The sequence below is a fragment of the Marseilla massiliensis genome, assembly GCF_016899855.1.
In the GTDB taxonomy this organism is placed as follows: domain Bacteria; phylum Bacteroidota; class Bacteroidia; order Bacteroidales; family Bacteroidaceae; genus Prevotella.
In genome coordinates this window covers 42,495-59,791 of sequence record NZ_JACJJG010000001.1, presented here as the reverse complement: position 1 = coordinate 59,791, position 17,297 = coordinate 42,495, and the positions used below count along the sequence as shown (strand labels likewise).

16 protein-coding genes are annotated in these 17,297 nt (G+C 51.4%); all 16 read right to left on the bottom strand.

What is annotated here, in order from left to right; all coding sequences use genetic code 11:
• Window positions 1-51: 51 nt before the first annotated feature.
• The 16 genes from H6A34_RS00240 to H6A34_RS00165 all read right to left on the bottom strand — a co-directional run bounded on the left by H6A34_RS00240 (window position 52) and on the right by H6A34_RS00165 (window position 17,266).
• Window positions 52-1,554: a transcription termination/antitermination NusG family protein gene (locus H6A34_RS00240; protein ID WP_205102728.1), complete on the bottom strand. Its 1,503-nt coding sequence runs from the start codon at window positions 1,552-1,554 to the stop codon at window positions 52-54.
• A gap of 717 nt (window positions 1,555-2,271) precedes the next feature.
• Entirely contained in the window at window positions 2,272-3,489 is a 1,218-nt protein-coding gene (locus tag H6A34_RS00235) for a site-specific integrase (RefSeq protein WP_205102726.1), read from the bottom strand.
• 111 nt (window positions 3,490-3,600) lie between these two features.
• Window positions 3,601-4,119 (bottom strand): glycoside hydrolase family protein, encoded by a 519-nt coding sequence (locus tag H6A34_RS00230; protein ID WP_205102724.1) that lies wholly within the window; start codon window positions 4,117-4,119, stop codon window positions 3,601-3,603.
• Window positions 4,116-6,302, bottom strand: a complete 2,187-nt coding sequence (locus tag H6A34_RS00225) for a type IV secretory system conjugative DNA transfer family protein (protein ID WP_205102722.1) — start codon at window positions 6,300-6,302, stop codon at window positions 4,116-4,118. Before H6A34_RS00225 ends, H6A34_RS00230 begins: the two co-directional genes overlap by 4 nt.
• Window positions 6,303-6,336: 34 nt before the next feature.
• Window positions 6,337-7,005: an Lcl C-terminal domain-containing protein gene (locus tag H6A34_RS00220; RefSeq protein ID WP_205102855.1), complete on the bottom strand. Its 669-nt coding sequence runs from the start codon at window positions 7,003-7,005 to the stop codon at window positions 6,337-6,339.
• Window positions 7,006-7,081: 76 nt separating this feature from the next.
• Window positions 7,082-7,624, bottom strand: coding sequence for a hypothetical protein (locus tag H6A34_RS00215; protein WP_087248316.1), 543 nt, complete (start codon window positions 7,622-7,624; stop codon window positions 7,082-7,084).
• A gap of 5 nt (window positions 7,625-7,629) precedes the next feature.
• Entirely contained in the window at window positions 7,630-8,472 is an 843-nt protein-coding gene (traN, locus tag H6A34_RS00210) for a conjugative transposon protein TraN (RefSeq protein WP_087248314.1), read from the bottom strand.
• Between the two features lie 26 nt (window positions 8,473-8,498).
• Window positions 8,499-9,746, bottom strand: coding sequence for a conjugative transposon protein TraM (gene traM, locus H6A34_RS00205; RefSeq protein WP_205102720.1), 1,248 nt, complete (start codon window positions 9,744-9,746; stop codon window positions 8,499-8,501).
• Window positions 9,727-10,068 (bottom strand): hypothetical protein, encoded by a 342-nt coding sequence (locus tag H6A34_RS00200; RefSeq protein ID WP_205102719.1) that lies wholly within the window; start codon window positions 10,066-10,068, stop codon window positions 9,727-9,729. Before H6A34_RS00200 ends, traM begins: the two co-directional genes overlap by 20 nt.
• A 49-nt stretch (window positions 10,069-10,117) precedes the next feature.
• Window positions 10,118-10,732: a conjugative transposon protein TraK gene (traK, locus tag H6A34_RS00195; protein WP_013619318.1), complete on the bottom strand. Its 615-nt coding sequence runs from the start codon at window positions 10,730-10,732 to the stop codon at window positions 10,118-10,120.
• 38 nt (window positions 10,733-10,770) lie between these two features.
• Window positions 10,771-11,901 carry a hypothetical protein gene (locus H6A34_RS00190; protein ID WP_205102717.1) on the bottom strand — a complete coding sequence of 377 codons (1,131 nt, stop codon included), beginning with the start codon at window positions 11,899-11,901 and terminating at the stop codon, window positions 10,771-10,773.
• 4 nt (window positions 11,902-11,905) lie between these two features.
• Window positions 11,906-12,733: a phage antirepressor gene (locus tag H6A34_RS00185; RefSeq protein ID WP_338088570.1), complete on the bottom strand. Its 828-nt coding sequence runs from the start codon at window positions 12,731-12,733 to the stop codon at window positions 11,906-11,908.
• Window positions 12,734-12,804: 71 nt separating this feature from the next.
• Window positions 12,805-13,536, bottom strand: a complete 732-nt coding sequence (locus tag H6A34_RS00180) for a DUF5045 domain-containing protein (protein WP_205102853.1) — start codon at window positions 13,534-13,536, stop codon at window positions 12,805-12,807.
• Between the two features lie 62 nt (window positions 13,537-13,598).
• Window positions 13,599-14,345, bottom strand: coding sequence for a hypothetical protein (locus H6A34_RS00175; RefSeq protein WP_205102713.1), 747 nt, complete (start codon window positions 14,343-14,345; stop codon window positions 13,599-13,601).
• Window positions 14,342-16,909 carry a hypothetical protein gene (locus tag H6A34_RS00170; protein WP_205102711.1) on the bottom strand — a complete coding sequence of 856 codons (2,568 nt, stop codon included), beginning with the start codon at window positions 16,907-16,909 and terminating at the stop codon, window positions 14,342-14,344. Before H6A34_RS00170 ends, H6A34_RS00175 begins: the two co-directional genes overlap by 4 nt.
• 6 nt (window positions 16,910-16,915) lie before the next feature.
• On the bottom strand, window positions 16,916-17,266 hold the full coding sequence (locus tag H6A34_RS00165; protein ID WP_013619312.1) for a hypothetical protein: 351 nt from the start codon (window positions 17,264-17,266) through the stop codon (window positions 16,916-16,918).
• Window positions 17,267-17,297 lie beyond the last annotated feature (31 nt).

Below are 17,297 nucleotides of genomic sequence, written 5' to 3'. Positions count from 1 at the left end.
AGTGAAACTATTCAGAACCTTGTTGCCTTGTCAACTGATACCTTGTCAACTTCAATTGTGCAGCCATACCGTCCGCAGGTACCTGCGCCATACGGCAAGGTGGTTGGTGGTGTTGATTTCCTTGCAGATGCGGACGCAGGTCTGTATCAGCTTGTCCTTTGCCGCATCCTTTGCCTGTGCTGAAGACCGGATGGTAAAGACATTCAACGTATCTTCACCGACCTTAAAGTCCTGCACGGCTTTTACGGCAGAATCCGCATCCGTCAATACCTTATATAATGTAGGCGCATAGTTGCGGAAAGACTCAATGAGCTTTTCCGTTTCCTTAAGTGTAATCTCGTTACGGACTTTCTGCACCTTACCGGAAACCAACTTCTCGTTGGCTTTTCCTGCCGTCAGGAAATATTCGCGAAGAAAATCGTCCCAGTTGGCGAAGAAAACGAGGTCGTCCTTTTCCTTCCTCATGCCGATGTGGGCATAATAGGCAGTGGTGACTTTCCCGTCCTCCTGCCTGCTGGGGTAATAGACCTCTTCGGTGATGTCCACCCTGCGGATGATTTCCGTGTAATCCTTATGTTGCAACTCCACTTCACCCTTGTCTTTTTCTATGACTATTCCCGATGTCGGCGTAAGGAGCGGGCGGAAAATGAGGCTTGGCCAGTTTTCCTTCACATATCCGGGCGTGTCATGCTCATAACGGGCAAGGTTTATCAGAAGTTCTGCCTCTTTGGTAGTCAGTTTGGCAAGACGGTCTGCCAATGCCTTTTCCCCTTGCTTCTGGAAATACTTGCAAAGAGCCTCCAACGACAGGTCGGCGGCAAGACGCTCCATCAGTTCATAAAACAGGGACTGTGTGCGTTCTCCGTAACCGCAGCCTTGCAGGATGCCGGTAAGCAGGTCAACGGCGCGTCCTTTCTCCGTGCCTATGGACAAACGGTCGCCCTCGGCATTGTGTAGTCGGACAACGTGGAGGTCGGATACATTGGGGTAAGTGACGGTCAGCCAGCTGCCCGGTATCAAGCCCTGAACGCGGAATACCAGTCCTTTTTTCTTGTGGAAGCGGCAAATGTAGCCTTCACATCCGGCAAGCGGACCGTCAACCACACGCACGATTTCGTTCGGCTCGTCCGTTTTCGCGTTAACCGCATAGTCGGTGTAAGGCCGTTCCAACACAATCACCTTGTCGGCATAGTTCTCGTTGTAGTCACGGAATGCACGCATCTGCGATTCGGGGATGGTGCAGACTGTGGCTTTCTCGTCCGGTGTGCACTTCCGGTTGTACCAAATATAAGCGTCGGAATTGTTGTCACGGAGAAACTCTACCAATGCATCTTGGGTGGCAAGCACGAACACGTAGCCGTTGAAAAAGGGCTGTTGCTGTTCATTGTCACCACGGCGCACATAGACCTTGGTATGCGTAGGGCAATAGACCTCCAGTATGTTCCGTATCTTGTCCTTTTCGCGCTCGATGAGCGAGCACAACTCTGGTTCATGTCCCGGTTTGGTGCAGACAAGAAACCAATGGTAATCTACACTGTTGAGTTTGTCAGGCACTGTGAGATAAATTAAGAATGATGAATGAAGAATAATGAAACAACGTTCGGCGTAAGCCAATGAAGATTGAAGAATGATGACTGTTTCGCTGTTATAACGAGCAAAAGATGTTTTGAGCTAAGTTATGAAGCATCGTTATGTTGTCATGCCGCATGGTAAACTCTTAATTCTTCACTCTTCATTCTTCATTCACGAAAAAGCGTTCTTTACGCTACCCCCATGGCAATCGCATGACGGCTAACTGATACCTCTCCGAATTTGAATCACCACGCTTTTCAAACATTTTCAAGACGTTTTTCAGGCGTTGTTTACAGCATTCTTTAGGTTTAGCGGCAGCATTCTGGAGTAAAAACTCAGCAACAATGGCCTGCCGTTGTTATGTGACGAGAAGAGCAAAGCGCAATGCGCTTTAACATTTTTACCTCCATATCACAAGTATTTAGTTTTCAATCAATTAAGTCTCTTCTATACCCACCGCTTTACTATTGCTGTATAATATGAAACGGCGGACACGTTGCAAAGGTAATAAAAAGATTTAATACAGAGCCATTTTATAGGCAGAAAATTTTAAAGATTCGGAATTTTAGTCGAACAAAAGCTGCATTTGTTCGACTAAAATGGGATTCCACACAAAAATACACATTGATAATCAGTCAGTTGCAAAAATCCGCCGTTTCATATTATACAGGTGTGAAATTTGTCGAACATTTCCGGTTATTATTTACGAAAAATTTTTCCTATCATTTTTCGGTTGGCTTTCACCACGCCCTCCATGTCGATGGAGGAAAGATAGATTTGTGTGGTCTTCAGACTTTCATGCCCCAAGCCTTTGCTGATGACGGACAGGCTGGTGCCCATGTCCCGCAGGATGCTGGCCCAGGTATGCCTCCCCGTATATGTCGTCAGGGATGCCTGTAACCCGACCATCGTGCCGATTTTCTTGAGGTAATAGTTCACCTTATGTTCCATCCGCTCGTATTGCTGCCGTTCCGTGCCGTCCGTTTTAGTGATAATGGGTAAGAGATACGGACTGCCTTTCGTCAGGTGGATGTAGTTGTCCACAATGTCCTGCATGACGGATTCCCAACCGACGGTCAGCTCCTGTCCGGTCTTCTTGCGGCTGTAGTGCAGCTGCCCGTTTCGGATGTCGTCTTTCTTCAAATAGGCAAGGTCCACAAACGAGATGCCCTGAAGGTAGACAATCAGCATGAAGAGGTCCCGTGCGAAGGCAATGGCAGAGCCTTCGGACAACTGAAGCTGCCTGATGGCACGCAATGAGCCTAACGGAATGGCGCGTTTGGCGGTCTTGGCAAAGCCGGTAAACACGTGGCGGAAAATATGCTTGTCGGTTGTCAGTCCGGTTTCGACCGCCTTGCGGTAGAGGGTGCGCAAGGTACGCAGGTAGCACGACGAGGAATTGCGCTTCACGCCCCGTCCTTTCAGCCATGCCTCGTACAGGTTCATGGTCTCCGCGTCCAGTGCGTCGATGGTTAGGTCCTCACCGTTGCGGAAACGGGAGAAGCTCATCAAGGCATCACGGTAGGTCTTGGCGGTACCTAATCGGCCGATGCGGAGCTTTTTCGCCACCATACCGTGGATGAAGCTGAACCAGGTCTGGCAGGGTGGCAGGAGACGGAATGCCGACACGATGTCGTCCGCCGTGTATTCCAGCATGGCCTGTTCCCTTTCCGTAATGAACGCGGCGATCCGCTTGCAGTCCCATCGTATCTTGGAGACAATCAGCTGCAGTTCCGCCTGCCGTTCCGGTGTGCCAATGATGCGGATGAACGAAGTCCGTTCGTCCCATTCTTCGGGTGTGATGTGGTAATCGGTATAAACTGCTCTCGTGCTTCTGCGGTGAGTCACTTGGAAATACATAGTGCCAGGCTTGCCTTCAGCGGTGGAAGGGCGGAATTTTAGTTTGAATGTTGCCATAATTTCTGATTTTTAGTTTGTTATTAAACTGAAAATACACAGTGTAACCATTGAAAAACTCCGTCATTCCGTGCCGTATTGTTTGCAGATGGTTTAGTCTTTTTCTACTTGTCATGGCTCAAACAACAGGGCGAGTTCCACCCGTCGGCGCCTTTCTATGCTTGGGATAACCCTGCCTTTCCATTTCCGAAAGGACACATATTCCTTATGGATGTCCCTGTTGCCGCGTTCCAGCTTGCGTATCAGTCTGCTTTTGGGAAGTTTCTCGTTTCCCAACAGACGGTACGGGCCTACCTGATAGGCAAGGCAGGCAAGCAGTGTCGAGTCACGACCGAAGCGGCGGAACATACGGCACAGCTTCCGCATATCGGCACGGAGCAGGCTGTCGCCCTGTGCGCGGCTTATCTTATGGGTCAGCCGTTCACCAGGCAATAATTTGTGCCCGTATCCAATGTAAGGCAGATGCTTACGGCTTCCATGCCAACCCTCGTAATGCTTGGTGCAAAATATGGCACGCTCGAACGGTGGCAATTCGTATATCCTCAGCCGCTTTCCTTTGTCGGAGGCTTGCGCTGTCAAGTTGAGTGAAAACAGGAACAGCAGGGATAAAACACATAAAACCAATCTCATCTTGCCCCTTTCTTGTTTACCACGTCCTTTATCATCTCCTTCACGTCCTGGCCCACTTTCACAAAATTCCGGTACAGGATGCGTTCCCTTTCTTCTTTCGATGGAAAAGTATAGAACTTGGGAAGCGGCACATACCCGTCTTCCTCTTTCTTAATCTCTTCCATGTCGAAGTCGGTCTTGCAGAAAAATTTCGAGGTCTTGAACTCTTCGGCTTCCTGTATATTCATGCTGCCGCCCCGTCCGGTCTTGGTCTTCACGAAGTCGCGTGCCACCTGTCCGCATATCCAGCCTGTAGGCAGGTCGCTTATCTTGGATGCCGGAACAAGGTTGTCCATGTTCTCGTTCAGGTTGATGCTGGTCTTGTCCCTGTCGATGGTCACGCCACGTTTCAGCTGTACCACCTTGCCAAAGATGTCGTTGCTCAGCCATTCAAGCGTTTCTTTAGAGCGGGCGGAGCCTGAAACCACGTTGCCCACTGTGGTGATAATCTTCTGCATACCCACTTTCCCGTAATCGGCTTCCAACTGCGGCAGTTCCTGAAAGCCCAATGCCACGCTCACTTTGTTGCTTCGTGCCGTTCCGATAAGTCGGTCTATCTTGTGAAAATACAGCGTGGGTAGCTCGTCCACGATGATACTTACGGGGATGTTCTTTCCCTGCCCTGTATTTACACGTGTCACAAGTCTGTTCAGTATCAGGGCGTTCAACGCCCCGATGATGCTCTCCATCTCCGGGTCGTTGGCTATCAGCAGGTAGCTGGGATTCTTCGGGTCACTCACCTTCAAATCGAAATCATCGCCGTCCTTGTGGAATATCCAGTACGATTCCTTGGTGGCAAGTCGGGAAGTATAGACACGCAGCGTACCGATCATGCCTTCCAACTGTTCCATAGCCTTGTTCTGGAATGCCGTCTGGAACGGGCCAAGCAGCGGTGCCACCTCGTTGTCGGTCTGTAATACCTCGAAGATGGTCTGGTAGCTCTCGTTCAGGAACGACAGGATGTGCGGCATATCCGAGTATTTACCCAACCAATAGGCAGGCTCCACAATATTACCGCCCTTGCGGTCGCGCACCACGCCCGTAGGTTTCCAGAACTTGGTCTCCTTGTCCTGCACTTTCTCCGCATACAGTTTGTTCCCGTCCTTGTCGTAAGGCTCCCGTTCGTAGTTCACGAAGAAGTAGATGCAGGCGGCCAAGAAGTTCACTGCCGAGGTCTGGAAGAACTGGTCGCTACCTCCGCCACCTTCTTTCTTGCCTTTCTGCAAAGACTCCAGCAATGTTTCCGCCGTTTCGCTGGCAGCGGCAAGGTTGGGGATGTACTTCGCCTGTATCGGGTTCACCCTGCGACTGTATTCCACATTCACAAAGTTGATAATATTGAATTTGCATCCTTTGGGCAGTTTGCCCAGCTTCTGGTTCTTTTTGTAATGGTAGTACAGCTTGGTCGCCAATGTAGGGAACTTATAATCGTAAACTACTAAGGCAAAGCCTTTTGCGGAATGTTGCCGGATGAACGGCTCGATGATGGAAAAGGTCTTTCCGCTACCCGGAGTGCCGACCACCCAAGTTCCCCTAAACGGATTGCTAATGTTCACCCATCCCTTGCGGAACTTGCCTTTGTAATAGTAACGCATGGGCACATTGACCGAGTATTTGTTCTCCACTAACTCCGTGCATTGTTCGAAGCTCTCGTTCTCCAGGTTGAAGCGGTCTTTCAGCAAACCTTCCTTCAGGTATTTGGAGATGTTGTCCAATGCCACGTGAACCAGTATCGTACCGACCACCGATGCCGCCATGTAGAGGATGACGTTTAGGCGCATGGAGTAAAGGCGGACATCCATTTCATACCCGAACAGCCACACCGCAAGCACCAACAGCCCAATGCCCGACACCAGCGGGTAAAGCACCTGCCTCCGTGCATCGAACTCCAAGTGTTTCTTGTTCCTCGTACCCACGCAGGTGATGCAGATAAGCAGGAAGGTGGCAATCTTGCTGTACACAAGGTTGCCGTCATGGTAGATGAGCCACGTCTTCATGCGGTCGTGCACGTCACACACGATGCCGTTCCAATAGTCGAACACAGCCGGGTTGAACGCATACATGAAAAACTCCAGCAGGACGGACACGTACACCACCGTCCGGAATATCTTGTAAGCGCCTTGCAGTTCCTTGCTTTCTTCCATCTCGTACTTTCCTTAATCCTTAATTATTCATTCATCATTCTTCATTATACAGAGTGACTATCGCCCTCACCTTGTGCCCTTGCAGTTTGGGCGTTTCCTGTATGGCACCGCTCCCCATCGAGAACAGCCAAGCTTTGGCGGTTTCCTGCCCCTCCACTTCGGTACTCGTCCAATACCAACATCCATCGGCTTCGTTCGACAGCGGGTCGCCGCCGCAAGCCTCTATGTAGGGATTTACAAACTCCTTGGCGGCATAGAGCAACCGCATCTGCGCCACCGAAGGTACGTAGGCACTCTGCCCGTACCGCCACATATCAAACACCTGCATGGCCATAGGTGAAGAAACATCGTCTGTGTCATACAAGGCAAAGGTATTCTCGTTTCCATCGTAAGTCGCCAAGTCGGCAGACGTTCCTTGCGCAATGCCCAAACTGTCAGCAAAGGCTTCCGGGGCAAGGTCGTGCAAATAGACCGCATAGCCTGTGCCATTTATTTCTTCATCGTGGTTCACATGGAACACCACGGCTATGGCTTCCTTGCCGGAACCCGCATAATCTTCGTAGCTTCGTGTCTTGCCGTCCGTGCAAAGTATATGTCCTACTTTCATCGAGGTGTCCAACGGGTCGTGATGCCCGTCACAGCCCACAAGGACGGCAACCAGCATTAGCACTACTGCCGCCCACGCTTTTCCTATCTTCTTCATCTTTCCTTTCATACCTTAATTATATATTCCGTAAAATTTGTCTGCTTCACGTGCCGGATTCTTCATTCTTAATTCTTCATTTTGTCGGTATCTTCACGCCGATGACAATGCCTGTCCGGAACAAATCTTCCCCTTTTATCATCAGGTCGCACTTGGCCTGCCAAAACAGCTTCCAGCCCTTGCGCAACGCATAGCTATGCTCATACCCCACATGGATGCCGCCCAGCACCTTGTCCCTATCCGAGCCCAGCGACCCGCCCAAGCGCAGGTTGCCGTGGTGATTACGGCTACGGAACACGCAGGGTTTGTAGGCAGCACCCACACCCCACGTATTGTAATGGTTCCAGAACAATTCGGGGCAGACGTGTCCGCAATCCTCACATTCGTCCCATTTCAGATAGACATTTCCGAAGAACTCCCACGCATGGTGGTAGTTCGTTTCGTACTCATAGCCGATGGTCAAGTCCATGCCCCTTTCATACAGCAATCCCGTTCCAATTAGTATTCTGCCATGCCGGTCATCAGCAAAGCCGGGCAGTATGGCTGCCAACAAGAAAACCAGTGCGACAAAGCCTTTTCGCACAGCCAAATTCTTAATTATTAATTCTGCATTCTTCATTTCCCTTACTCCTCCTGTAATAAGACCTCATTGAAACTGTCCGCGCAAAGCACGTCCTCATAGTCAATGTTCAGGGCGATAGTACGTCCTGAAATCTGTTTTTCGCTGACCTCGATAGTCAGTACCTTGTCATTGGGAAAAGTCATTTTCCTTACCACCAGTACATTGCGGTATCCGTGCAGGAACGATCCCTTTTGTTCCAGTTCCATTTCCGGCTTTAGCTCGATGACCTGTGAGTTGGTGGCTTTCGATACTTTCTTATCTGCCAGCTTGACGCGGATTTCGTCAATATCAAAGCGGATGTCCGTGCGGTTCTCAATGGAGAAGTCGATAAAGAAGTAGTCACCTACAGCGTAGATGTTGTTCAGTCGCATGGTCATCCGGTGCTGCCTGCGACTTACGTTCCGGTAGCGGGCAGGCGAAAGCCATACCTGACGGGCGAACCGGTACATGTCTTCGGTAGAAAGCGATACCGCCGGATTGTGGTAGGCGGTCATCTCTACCGGTTGTACCTCCTTGTCTGTCACGGCCTCCTGCAAACGGGTCGTATAAAGCAGTGCGTATTGTGTGCGGTAGCGTTCCGTTACAATGGTGACGATGGCAAGCACTTCGCCATCTTCATGTCCGGCCTCCTTTGGTTTCAGGCGGATGGTGTTGTTTATCGGCTGGTCACCCGCTATCTTGTCCGTGGAGATGTCCACGAAGCGGATAGGTTCAGTGGCGGTAATGACAGTCGTCACCTGCTCGTTCACTGTCAGCTGTTCCATTTCATTGTAGGTCTGCTGCGCCTTGGCCGCGTGTCCTGCCAGCAGTGCGGCAACGGCCAGGATTCCTGATGTCAGTTTCATCTTCTTATTGCTTATGGTTGTTGTGTCTAACGATTATTGTCCCTTTTATCCCTGCCGTTCACCAGATAGACGAACGTGCCGTATTTCAGCTTCGCCTTGTTCTTGCGCACGGCCTTTGACAAGGCGTTGCTCGTGCGCTGATAGGCGTTCTGTATGGCCTGCATTCCCCATTGGGCAAAGGTGTTCCCGGTATTTCCGTTGTTAATGCTCATCGTGCTGCCGAGGGCGTTGGATGCCACATCCTGCGTGGTTTCCCTGAAGGAACTACCGGGTACATAAAGCCCCTCCAACCCATCCGTATCGTAGAGGGAGAGGTTCACTTTCACCAATTCGTCCTCCACCAGCAAGCTCTTGATGCTCCCTTTCACGCGCTGGCTGCCGAAGCCGCTCATCGTGGCATACAGGTACGAGCCTTTGGTCACCACCTTGCCGTCTATCTCCACGTCGTCCAACAGGCGCAAGCGCACCCGTGAGCCTTCCACCGCCTTGATGTCCTCGTCGATGATGGCCTTTATCAAGCGGGGGTCCGGTTCGTTTTCGGCCAAGGTGTTGAAGTACTCCGAAGAGGTCTTCACTTTTTTTACCACTTGCTCGTTCTCGGCATTCTCGGCAAGCTCGTTCACGGCATTTTCGTTGATTTCCACCTTGCCGCCTATGGCGACACTGCCGGTGGGGGCGAGGTTCTCCGTGTCCGTGCTGTCCACGTCCTGCAATCCTTTTTGCCCTTGCTTTCTGGCTTCTGCCAGTGCCTTGTCCAACTCCGCCAAGGCCTCCTTGCGCCGTTGCTCGCTTCGCGCTAGGCGTTCTTCTTCGCTCAACGGTTGCACCCCGGTGGTGTCCGCCACCATCGCTTCGCCTCTTTCGGCGCTTTGCCGCAGGCGTTCCTGCATCTCACGCAAACGTTCCAGTTCCTCCGACCTTGCGGCTGCTTCCGAATCGAGCAGGGCAAGGTCTTCATCGCTATAGCGGGAATCGTAATCTTCTTTCTCTGTTTCATTGTTGTTCCGTTCAATGTTTTCTACAGCGGAATAGTCCTGTATCCGGCCGTAGGACTTAACCATGCTCTCATACTTGCCTCCGATACCGTCATCGCGCATCTGCGCCTCCGGCAATTCCGGGTTCAGGTACTCGGTGGTTTGTAGGGAAGTGGGCGATTCTGCTACCTCCGTGTCGAATATGTCAAACACTAAATACCCCGTCACCAGCAACAAAGGGTAGAGGATGGCCGGCAACACGTACTTGGGTTGTCTGAAGTTAATCCTGTCCGTCATCATGGTTCATAGGTTGTTTTTGTTTCAAAAGAATCTCCTGCCGTTCGGTGGCCGTGGCGTGCCTGCCATTGTCCGGTAATATGCATACCGATACCACGCGATACACATTAAGTGCCAGGCATCCCAATACGATGCCGAACACGATACCGAGAAACCACTTCGGATGCTTGCAGGCAAAGCGTTGCGCACGCCCTGCCATCTTGTCTATCCGCAGGAAACGTGCGGCTTTCCGTCCTGCCTCCACTTCCTTCTTATACCGTTTCTCATACTTCGGGTCGTCCTTGTCAGGCATCTTCTCTCCGAAAATCAGTTTCTTCCATCCCATAATCGTTATGTTTTTGAATTTGAATTGTCAATTATCAATTGTTAATTGGTTAGTAGTTGTTCTTCGCCCGTTGCTCAATGTCTTTGTTGAGCAAGGTACGCCAATTCACAATCAGCAGCCCATGCGGGTTGTTGTCCGTCCGTGGTACACGTTTCAGTTGTCCGGCTGTCACCAATTCACGCATCAGGATGCTGGTGCGCCGCTCAATGCGCTGCCGTCCATAATAGGTAAACTCCATCTTTTCCTTATCGAATTTGATGCTGTCGCAGAAAATGCTGAACACGGCACTCGTACCCATGATGTTGTTGTAGAATCCTTTTTCCTTCAAAGTGTTGTACTGAGCCAATCCCGTTTCATCCACTAAATACATCGCCTTCTCCATCGTGTACTGGATATACTTGTCGTCCGGTGCAAGGGTGAAGAAGTAGTGGTGGAACATTTCGACATGGCTGCGGGCTTCTACATCGAGCGTTTCTTCCATCGAGGTGCGCTGCACCAGTATCGGCACATTGCCGTCCAGCACATAGATTTTCTGCTGTGCATCGGCTACCATGCCCCTTGCCGTCCAAATGCTCGACAAACTGATGACCACGCATCCCACGATGACCGCCACACAGACAATCCCCACCAGTTTGATTTTGTTCTCTAAGTTTTTTATGACCATAATCTTAACAGTTATAATCGTCGTTCATTATTCTTCTTTTATCTCATCAACGAGTGCATAGCCCCGGTGGCCGACATTTTCGCCTGTTGCGCCACGCCCTCACCGAAGTTTCTCGTACTGAATGCCGTGTCACCCTCCGGTATCATCCATGCCGCAAGGTCTGGTACAAGGTTCAGGCATTTCAATGCCACGATGCTGGCCGCCATCAGGTAGCCCGCCGAGAAGAACGAGTTTTGCAAGTATGCCGCCATCGTTGTCTCGCTGGCGGTTATCGCCGTCAGGTTCTCCACCTGAATGCATAACACGATGTCAAACAGAAGCAGTACATAGAAGCCCACGAAGTACAACATCGCGCCATAAAAATGTACCGTTAAGTACCTTGTCATCCATTTCGCCCAAGCCCCTTCCCATTTGGGTAGCAGGCTGAAAGCCCATTGTATCGGGCCGAATATCGTCAGCATTCCAAGTAATATTTGCTGACAATAGATTGTAGCCCACCAACCGATTCTATATACAATCAAGGCGATGACCATCACGATTTTATCCAGACAGACGGTCGCCCCGCTCACCAAGGAGGTGAACCACAGGCGGCTGGCATCTTTCTCCATTTCCGTCACTTCTTCGACACCTGTCTGTTCCATAGTTGATTCCACCAACGCCGGGTCCATCGTGCCGGAACGGGCAATGTCGGCTTGTGCCTGAAGGCTGGTGTACATGGTATCACGCACATAAATGAGTTGCTGCACTTCCTCGAATTTGTCTGTAATCTGCAAGGCTTCCGCTTGGTAGAGGTCGTGGGTGTACGAGCCTATGGCGTTTGGGATATAGGACAGGAAGTCCAACACGCACCAACTGCTCCCGCTGTTGGTAATACCCGTGTCGGCGGGCGGATACCACCACGACATGATGACCGCCACCGCCAACGGCTTGAACAGTTTCATCACGTCCAATGGTTCTTTCTTCACCATCATCTTGTACGCCATGCCCGCCGCCATGATGATGGCGAACAGGGCAGCCAATGCCATGCACATCTGCAAGATCCACCAAAAGGGTCCCTGCGCCCCCGTAAAGGTGGCATCTGTCAGGAACTCGTTGGTCTGGAATATCACATCGTCAATCTCCTCTTCCAAGAGGTGGATGCCGAAATCCGAAAGTATATCGTCGTCCATGTCGTTAAGCTGTCATTTCGTTATCTATTGGGGATTTCTCCCGTTCCATCACCGGCAGGATGCCGTCCGCTTTCAGTTTTTCATAAATGAACATCCGTCCTTTCTGCGTCCATTGGGTGCGCATCACCGATTTGCCACTCTCCAAGGAAAGTGTGGCGCTATGCACATAGCCCTTGTCCTTGTAGGCGGCATACAAAATCCATTGCTTGTTGTCCTTGTACTGGATGCCTTTCTCGTGCAGAATGGCATTCATTTTCCGTCCCGACATTCCATAGTCTTGCGCAATTTGTGTAATGTCAAGTAGTCCTTTACATTGCAGCACGAGTTCCACGTAGCTTGTCCGCTTGCCCAGTTCCTCTATCTGCTCCTGTTGTTTGCCAATCAACTGCTTTTGCTCCTCATACTTGGCTTCCACTTCCAGACGGTTCTTCCGTTCCTCCTTGATGGCATTGGCCAAACCTATCAGGAAGTCCGGCTCTGTCACGACCCGTTGCAAGGCGGCATCGGTCAGATAGCCCCCGTGCTTGCGGATGCTCGGCAATACTTCCTCGCATACCCAATCCTGAAACTTCTCCGCTTCGGGCAGTTTGCTACGCATCACCAAGCGGTAAACATCCGCTTCCGCAATGTACTTGGTGGGTAACATAACCACCGTACCATACTGGTTTTCAGAGGGGGTTGTTAAAACAACAACCCCCTTGCAATGCATTCGGACAGCTTGTGGGGCATCTGAATACCCCAATGCCCTTGCCACATCGTTTCCTTTGAACAACACTTTCTCATTCTCCGTTTCTACGGTGTTGATGCTCCCGAACTGTGGGTGGCTAAACACCTGAATCGCGTTATCCTTGCTCATTGTCTTATATGTATTGGTTATTGAATTTTCTTATCCCTGCCATCGGTTTAATTCCCCTTTGCCCGCCAGCCGGCCTCCCGCCATCGGTTCATTGCCGCCATAGCTATTTGCGTCCGGCGGTCTTCTATGGTTGCCGAAGCCTCCAACAGTTCGGCGACTTTGGTGGAGCTGGCCAACCGCACCAAGTAGCGCACCAAGGTTTCATTCTTGCGGATAATGTCAGCATGGATGCGGAGGTACTGTTTCTTGCGTTCCGAATTGGGCATATAGGCATTGTGCATCGCCTTGACTGCACATTGGTACATCCGGTAGCAATCCTCCCAAAGCTCCCGCTCACGACTGCTGCCCCCGGCTTCCGTAATCCGCCGTATATTCCGCTCGAAGTTCTCCAAGGCAGCATTGACCTTTTCGCCCTCGGTCAACCAGGCCATGTCCAATGCACCGCCGCTTCGGTCGGCCACGTTCAACGCCTCAATCCGGGCACGTTGGGTCATGGCGGAATCCAATGCCTCGGCATCGTCAACCTGGTTGTACAGGTTGATACCCGCCGCCGTGCGGAAGCCCAATTTGTTCTTTGCCGCCGCGCTCTTTTGATAGGAGTTATGCAGCAGTTGGTAATAAAATGCCGGTGTCAATCCTCCCGACCCGATTTCAGCCACCGTTATCTGGTTCATCTTGGCAGCATCGTGGTTGTAGGTTACGCTTTGGGCAAGTGCCTTGGGTGCAAGGCCGAACATAGCCGCCCCAATACCTATTATTATATATACCGCTCGTTTCATTTCAATTTTCTCGTATTTGGTTTCTCGCATCTTGTTTTTCGTTTCCATGCCTCCATTCCCTTTCATCGGTTATACGGATTCAGCCCGGAATCCCTCCACCGCCGGAAAGCCTCGTTCGCTATCTGCGACTTGTCCTTGGCCAGATAAATGCTTTCTTTCCAATACCCCATGCGGAGTTGGATATACCGCCATGTTTCAAAGTAGGCTTTGTTCAAATGCCGCTCGATGTTGTCCAGTCCTTGGTTGATGCTTTCCAATACCAGCAGCAAGTCCGAGGTGGAGCAAGCCGCCGCACCGGTGGCATACAATACCAAGTCGCTCATCGAGCGGTAGAGTTGCTTGCCGTCTTCTGCAATCCTTTCCACACACCTTAGGCTGATGCCGATAATCAGTGTGTCATGAAGTTCCATCCTGTTCCGCTCCACCACTTTTGTATAATAGTCATTTAGTAAATCCTTGTAGTCCCCGACTCGGTCGCTCACGCTATTGTAGGTGGAATACACGTTGAGCGAGGTACGCAGCGACTGGTAGAGGATGTCAATGACATCAAAAGCCCTTGTGTACTTGTCCAAATCCACGTTCAGTTCCTTGAAGTCCACCGCTGCTTCGCTGCTGTATTCGTGCAGGAGTTGGTTGCTCAGTTCCAGTGTCGAACGGGCCAGTAACAGGCTTCGCTGTTGTTTGTGGTCATTTATATAGGCTTCCACTGAAACGATGTCAAAGTTCCATTGTGCCGACATCTCCAACGAAAACGCCGTCACCATCATCAGAAGGATGATATGCCTGATATTTCTTATAGCCAGCTTCATTCCGTTTCCTCCCTATTTTCATCCGTTTCCTCGTATTTCCCGTTGTAATCCACCGAGTGCAGACTGTTCGCCGCACCACGCAACCATCTGCGTCGGCATTCCTCCACCAGAGTAAGCCTGCGTCCCCGCTCCTCGTTGACAAAAGGCGCGACGTCCTTCAGCACGTCAATGATGCCGAGCTTGTAATTCATCATCTTCTCCAAGGCAACGAGGTCGGCGTAGATGTTTGTCAGCCGGGCTTCCACCTGACGGGCGATTTCCAGCCGGTCGGATGCCCACAGCAGGTGGTAGGTGTCCGTGGTCGTGTCTTCCTCCACCGGTTCCGATTTCACATATTCCGTGGTGATTTCACACGAAGGGTATTGCCGGGCAATCTCCGACAGGCGGTCATTGACCAACGTTGCCTTTTCCGACTCGCTCATGGCCGGATCAAGCTCGATGATGTCCACCACTTCCGTGTCCGAATACTCCGCCGTCAGTTCCCAGTTTATCTGCATGATGGCACGGTGTATTTTGATTCCCAAGAAATACTTGGGCTTGCGGGCAATGGACAGGGTGGCCTTGAAAGTGATGGTTCCGTTGATGTTCGGGGCGATGGCTTCCCGCAGGTAGCTGTAGCCGCTCCACCAGCCGTCACCCTGCCACGTCAGGCTATAGGCGTTCTTGCACTCCTGCATAATGGCGGGGATGCGGTAATAGTCATCCGTAGGCACGTCGTTCTCCGCCGCCGCTTCCTCCTTGGCTTGCGCCAGCTCCTCCTGCTTCTTCCGGATAGAGGACAGGTCGGATTCCAGCCGGGTGATTTCATCTTTGTTGCGGTTGTACTGTTGCCGCAAGGAGGCTGCTTCTTCCACCGTGGCCGATGCGATTTGTTTCACCAACTCGGCGTTCTCGGCTTCCAAGGCATCTATCTGCGACTGCAAGGCCGCCGCTTCCGCATTGTATTCGTTTTCCAGTTCGTCCAGACCGGACAAATCCAGTTCGTCATCCCCGGACACGGTAGTCTGCATGGCGCAGTCCTTGGAGTGGCTGTTCAGACTACCGCCGCAGGTGCGGCACTTGTATTGGGTGCTTCCGCTGCCCAATGTCACCCCGTCATGACAGGTCACGCTGACGATCACGCTCTCGCGACCTTGCAGCTTGGCTTCGTCCGTGGCCTGGTAATAGTGCTTGGCATCGCTGCCGATGACATAGGTGTATCCTTCCTCATTGTCGTTGAACTCCGACAACCGGGCGTTCAGCCCGGCCTTGAAAGCGTTCAAGTCCATCTTGTAGGAATCGAACACGTCTTCATACACCATTTCCTCGTGGTTCCAGCTTCTGGTTACTTTTATGCTGTAAGCGTATGCCTTCTGTATCAGATTACCGCCCCGGTTGATGTTGTAAACGGAACGATAATAGCTGATGTGGTACGTATAGCCGTCGTTTGACTGGTTCATCTGTTCCACCTGCGCCCTCGACCATCCGGCATACCGCTCTGAATTGCTGAGTATCTGCTCAGTCTGTGCGCTGTTGGGATAGAATCCTGCATCGGAAGTGTTGAACCGTGTCCACTCTCCGCCGTAAATTATGCTGTTGTCGTCCGTGGGCGGGGTGTAGTCGCACAGGGTTTCCGTGCCGGCATCCCTGCGGTAAATGTACCACCGTTGGGTGTAGTATTGCCCGACCGCTTCTTTCAGGTAGTCGCTTATCCACGAAGTCAGGTTGTAGTTGCCGGTCTGGAACAGGTTGGCCACTCCCTCCGGTCCTCCGACCATCGAGAGCAGCGTATTGCCCACGGAATGTTCCATTTGTCCGTACAGGTCGTAAGCATTCCCGGCCACTCGTGCAATGTCGCTTATCTTCCCGTTCAGCAGGTCATGAAAACTGCTCCCGCCCAGAATGGCATCCGAAAAATTGTCCGCCCCGGCCTGAGCCAGTCCTACCCCCATGTTATATAGGTTGTCAATGTCCGTTTTCAGGTTTTCCTTGGTGAAATTGTGCCGGATATTGCCCAGATCGTCGAAGAAGGCATCCCAGTCGATGCCGCCGCTTTCCGACAGTTTGAACAATGGAGCAAACTGCGGGGCGATTTCCAGGAACACTACGTCCCGGAACGACAATGTGTCGTTCGTCACCACCGATTCAAATTGCATACAGAGGGCCTTTACCTCGGCGCAGACTTTCATCAAGTAACTGCCCCAATACAGGGCTGTCTGCGGGGAATGGAGCATCTGGCCTGCCACTGTCCAGATTTTCGGCATAATCTTCGCACTTACGAGGTTATAGATGCGGCGGTAATAGTAGTTCTCTGTCCCGTCGCTCCAGACGCCCAGTTCCGTCAATGCCTTACGGTCGAGGTATTTTGACAGGAAGATACCCGCCGCGGCCACTTCCGCCGCGTTGTATTTGTCGAGTATGTCCTTCACCTGCTCGGTATAATAGGCTTCCGTGGTCGTTTCCGTGGCATAGGCTGCCGCCATCGCCGCCACGGTCTTCTTGTCGTAGTTGACACGCACGTACTGTGCTTCCGCCAAAATGACGGAAGCACAGGCGCATACCAATAGGACAAGAAGTCTTATCATAGATTATCAGGGCTTGATGTTTGTATTGTTCGGGTTGTTGCCCGGATTTTCATTCTTCCCTGTTTTCATGTCCCGGTCAAGGCAAAGCGAATACTCCCCAGAACACCATTGCTGGTCGGGGGCTTTGTAGGTGATGTAGCCGCGTTCCTGCAATTCCTCACTGGCAGTCAACACTCCCTTTACGCTGAATCCCCTTACTTTGCACAGCAGGCTGGCAGGATGCACATAGAACACGTCAGGTTTCTTCTCGTTCTCCCACACATAAATGAGGTAGAAGAACAACACGGTGGCCTCTTTCGAGAAGTTGCTGATTTCGTTGGCCTTCCAAAAGTCGTGGATGAATTTTTCTGCTTCCATAATGTCGATTATTTGTAGATGATTATTGTGT

Excerpts from the sequence above, each read along its gene's own strand:
- H6A34_RS00175 (WP_205102713.1), bottom strand. The coding sequence starts at position 14,345 with ATGAAGCTGGCTATAAGAAATATCAGGCATATCATCCTTCTGATGATG.
- traN (WP_087248314.1), bottom strand. The coding sequence starts at position 8,472 with ATGAAACTGACATCAGGAATCCTGGCCGTTGCCGCACTGCTGGCAGGA.
- H6A34_RS00225 (WP_205102722.1), bottom strand. The coding sequence starts at position 6,302 with ATGGAAGAAAGCAAGGAACTGCAAGGCGCTTACAAGATATTCCGGACG.
- H6A34_RS00235 (WP_205102726.1), bottom strand. The coding sequence starts at position 3,489 with ATGGCAACATTCAAACTAAAATTCCGCCCTTCCACCGCTGAAGGCAAG.
- traM (WP_205102720.1), bottom strand. The coding sequence starts at position 9,746 with ATGATGACGGACAGGATTAACTTCAGACAACCCAAGTACGTGTTGCCG.
- H6A34_RS00165 (WP_013619312.1), bottom strand. The coding sequence starts at position 17,266 with ATGGAAGCAGAAAAATTCATCCACGACTTTTGGAAGGCCAACGAAATC.
- H6A34_RS00230 (WP_205102724.1), bottom strand. The coding sequence starts at position 4,119 with ATGAGATTGGTTTTATGTGTTTTATCCCTGCTGTTCCTGTTTTCACTC.
- traK (WP_013619318.1), bottom strand. The coding sequence starts at position 10,732 with ATGGTCATAAAAAACTTAGAGAACAAAATCAAACTGGTGGGGATTGTC.
- H6A34_RS00180 (WP_205102853.1), bottom strand. The coding sequence starts at position 13,536 with ATGAAACGAGCGGTATATATAATAATAGGTATTGGGGCGGCTATGTTC.
- H6A34_RS00215 (WP_087248316.1), bottom strand. The coding sequence starts at position 7,624 with ATGAAGAATGCAGAATTAATAATTAAGAATTTGGCTGTGCGAAAAGGC.
- H6A34_RS00200 (WP_205102719.1), bottom strand. The coding sequence starts at position 10,068 with ATGGGATGGAAGAAACTGATTTTCGGAGAGAAGATGCCTGACAAGGAC.
- H6A34_RS00190 (WP_205102717.1), bottom strand. The coding sequence starts at position 11,901 with ATGGACGACGATATACTTTCGGATTTCGGCATCCACCTCTTGGAAGAG.
- H6A34_RS00170 (WP_205102711.1), bottom strand. The coding sequence starts at position 16,909 with ATGATAAGACTTCTTGTCCTATTGGTATGCGCCTGTGCTTCCGTCATT.
- H6A34_RS00220 (WP_205102855.1), bottom strand. The coding sequence starts at position 7,005 with ATGAAGAAGATAGGAAAAGCGTGGGCGGCAGTAGTGCTAATGCTGGTT.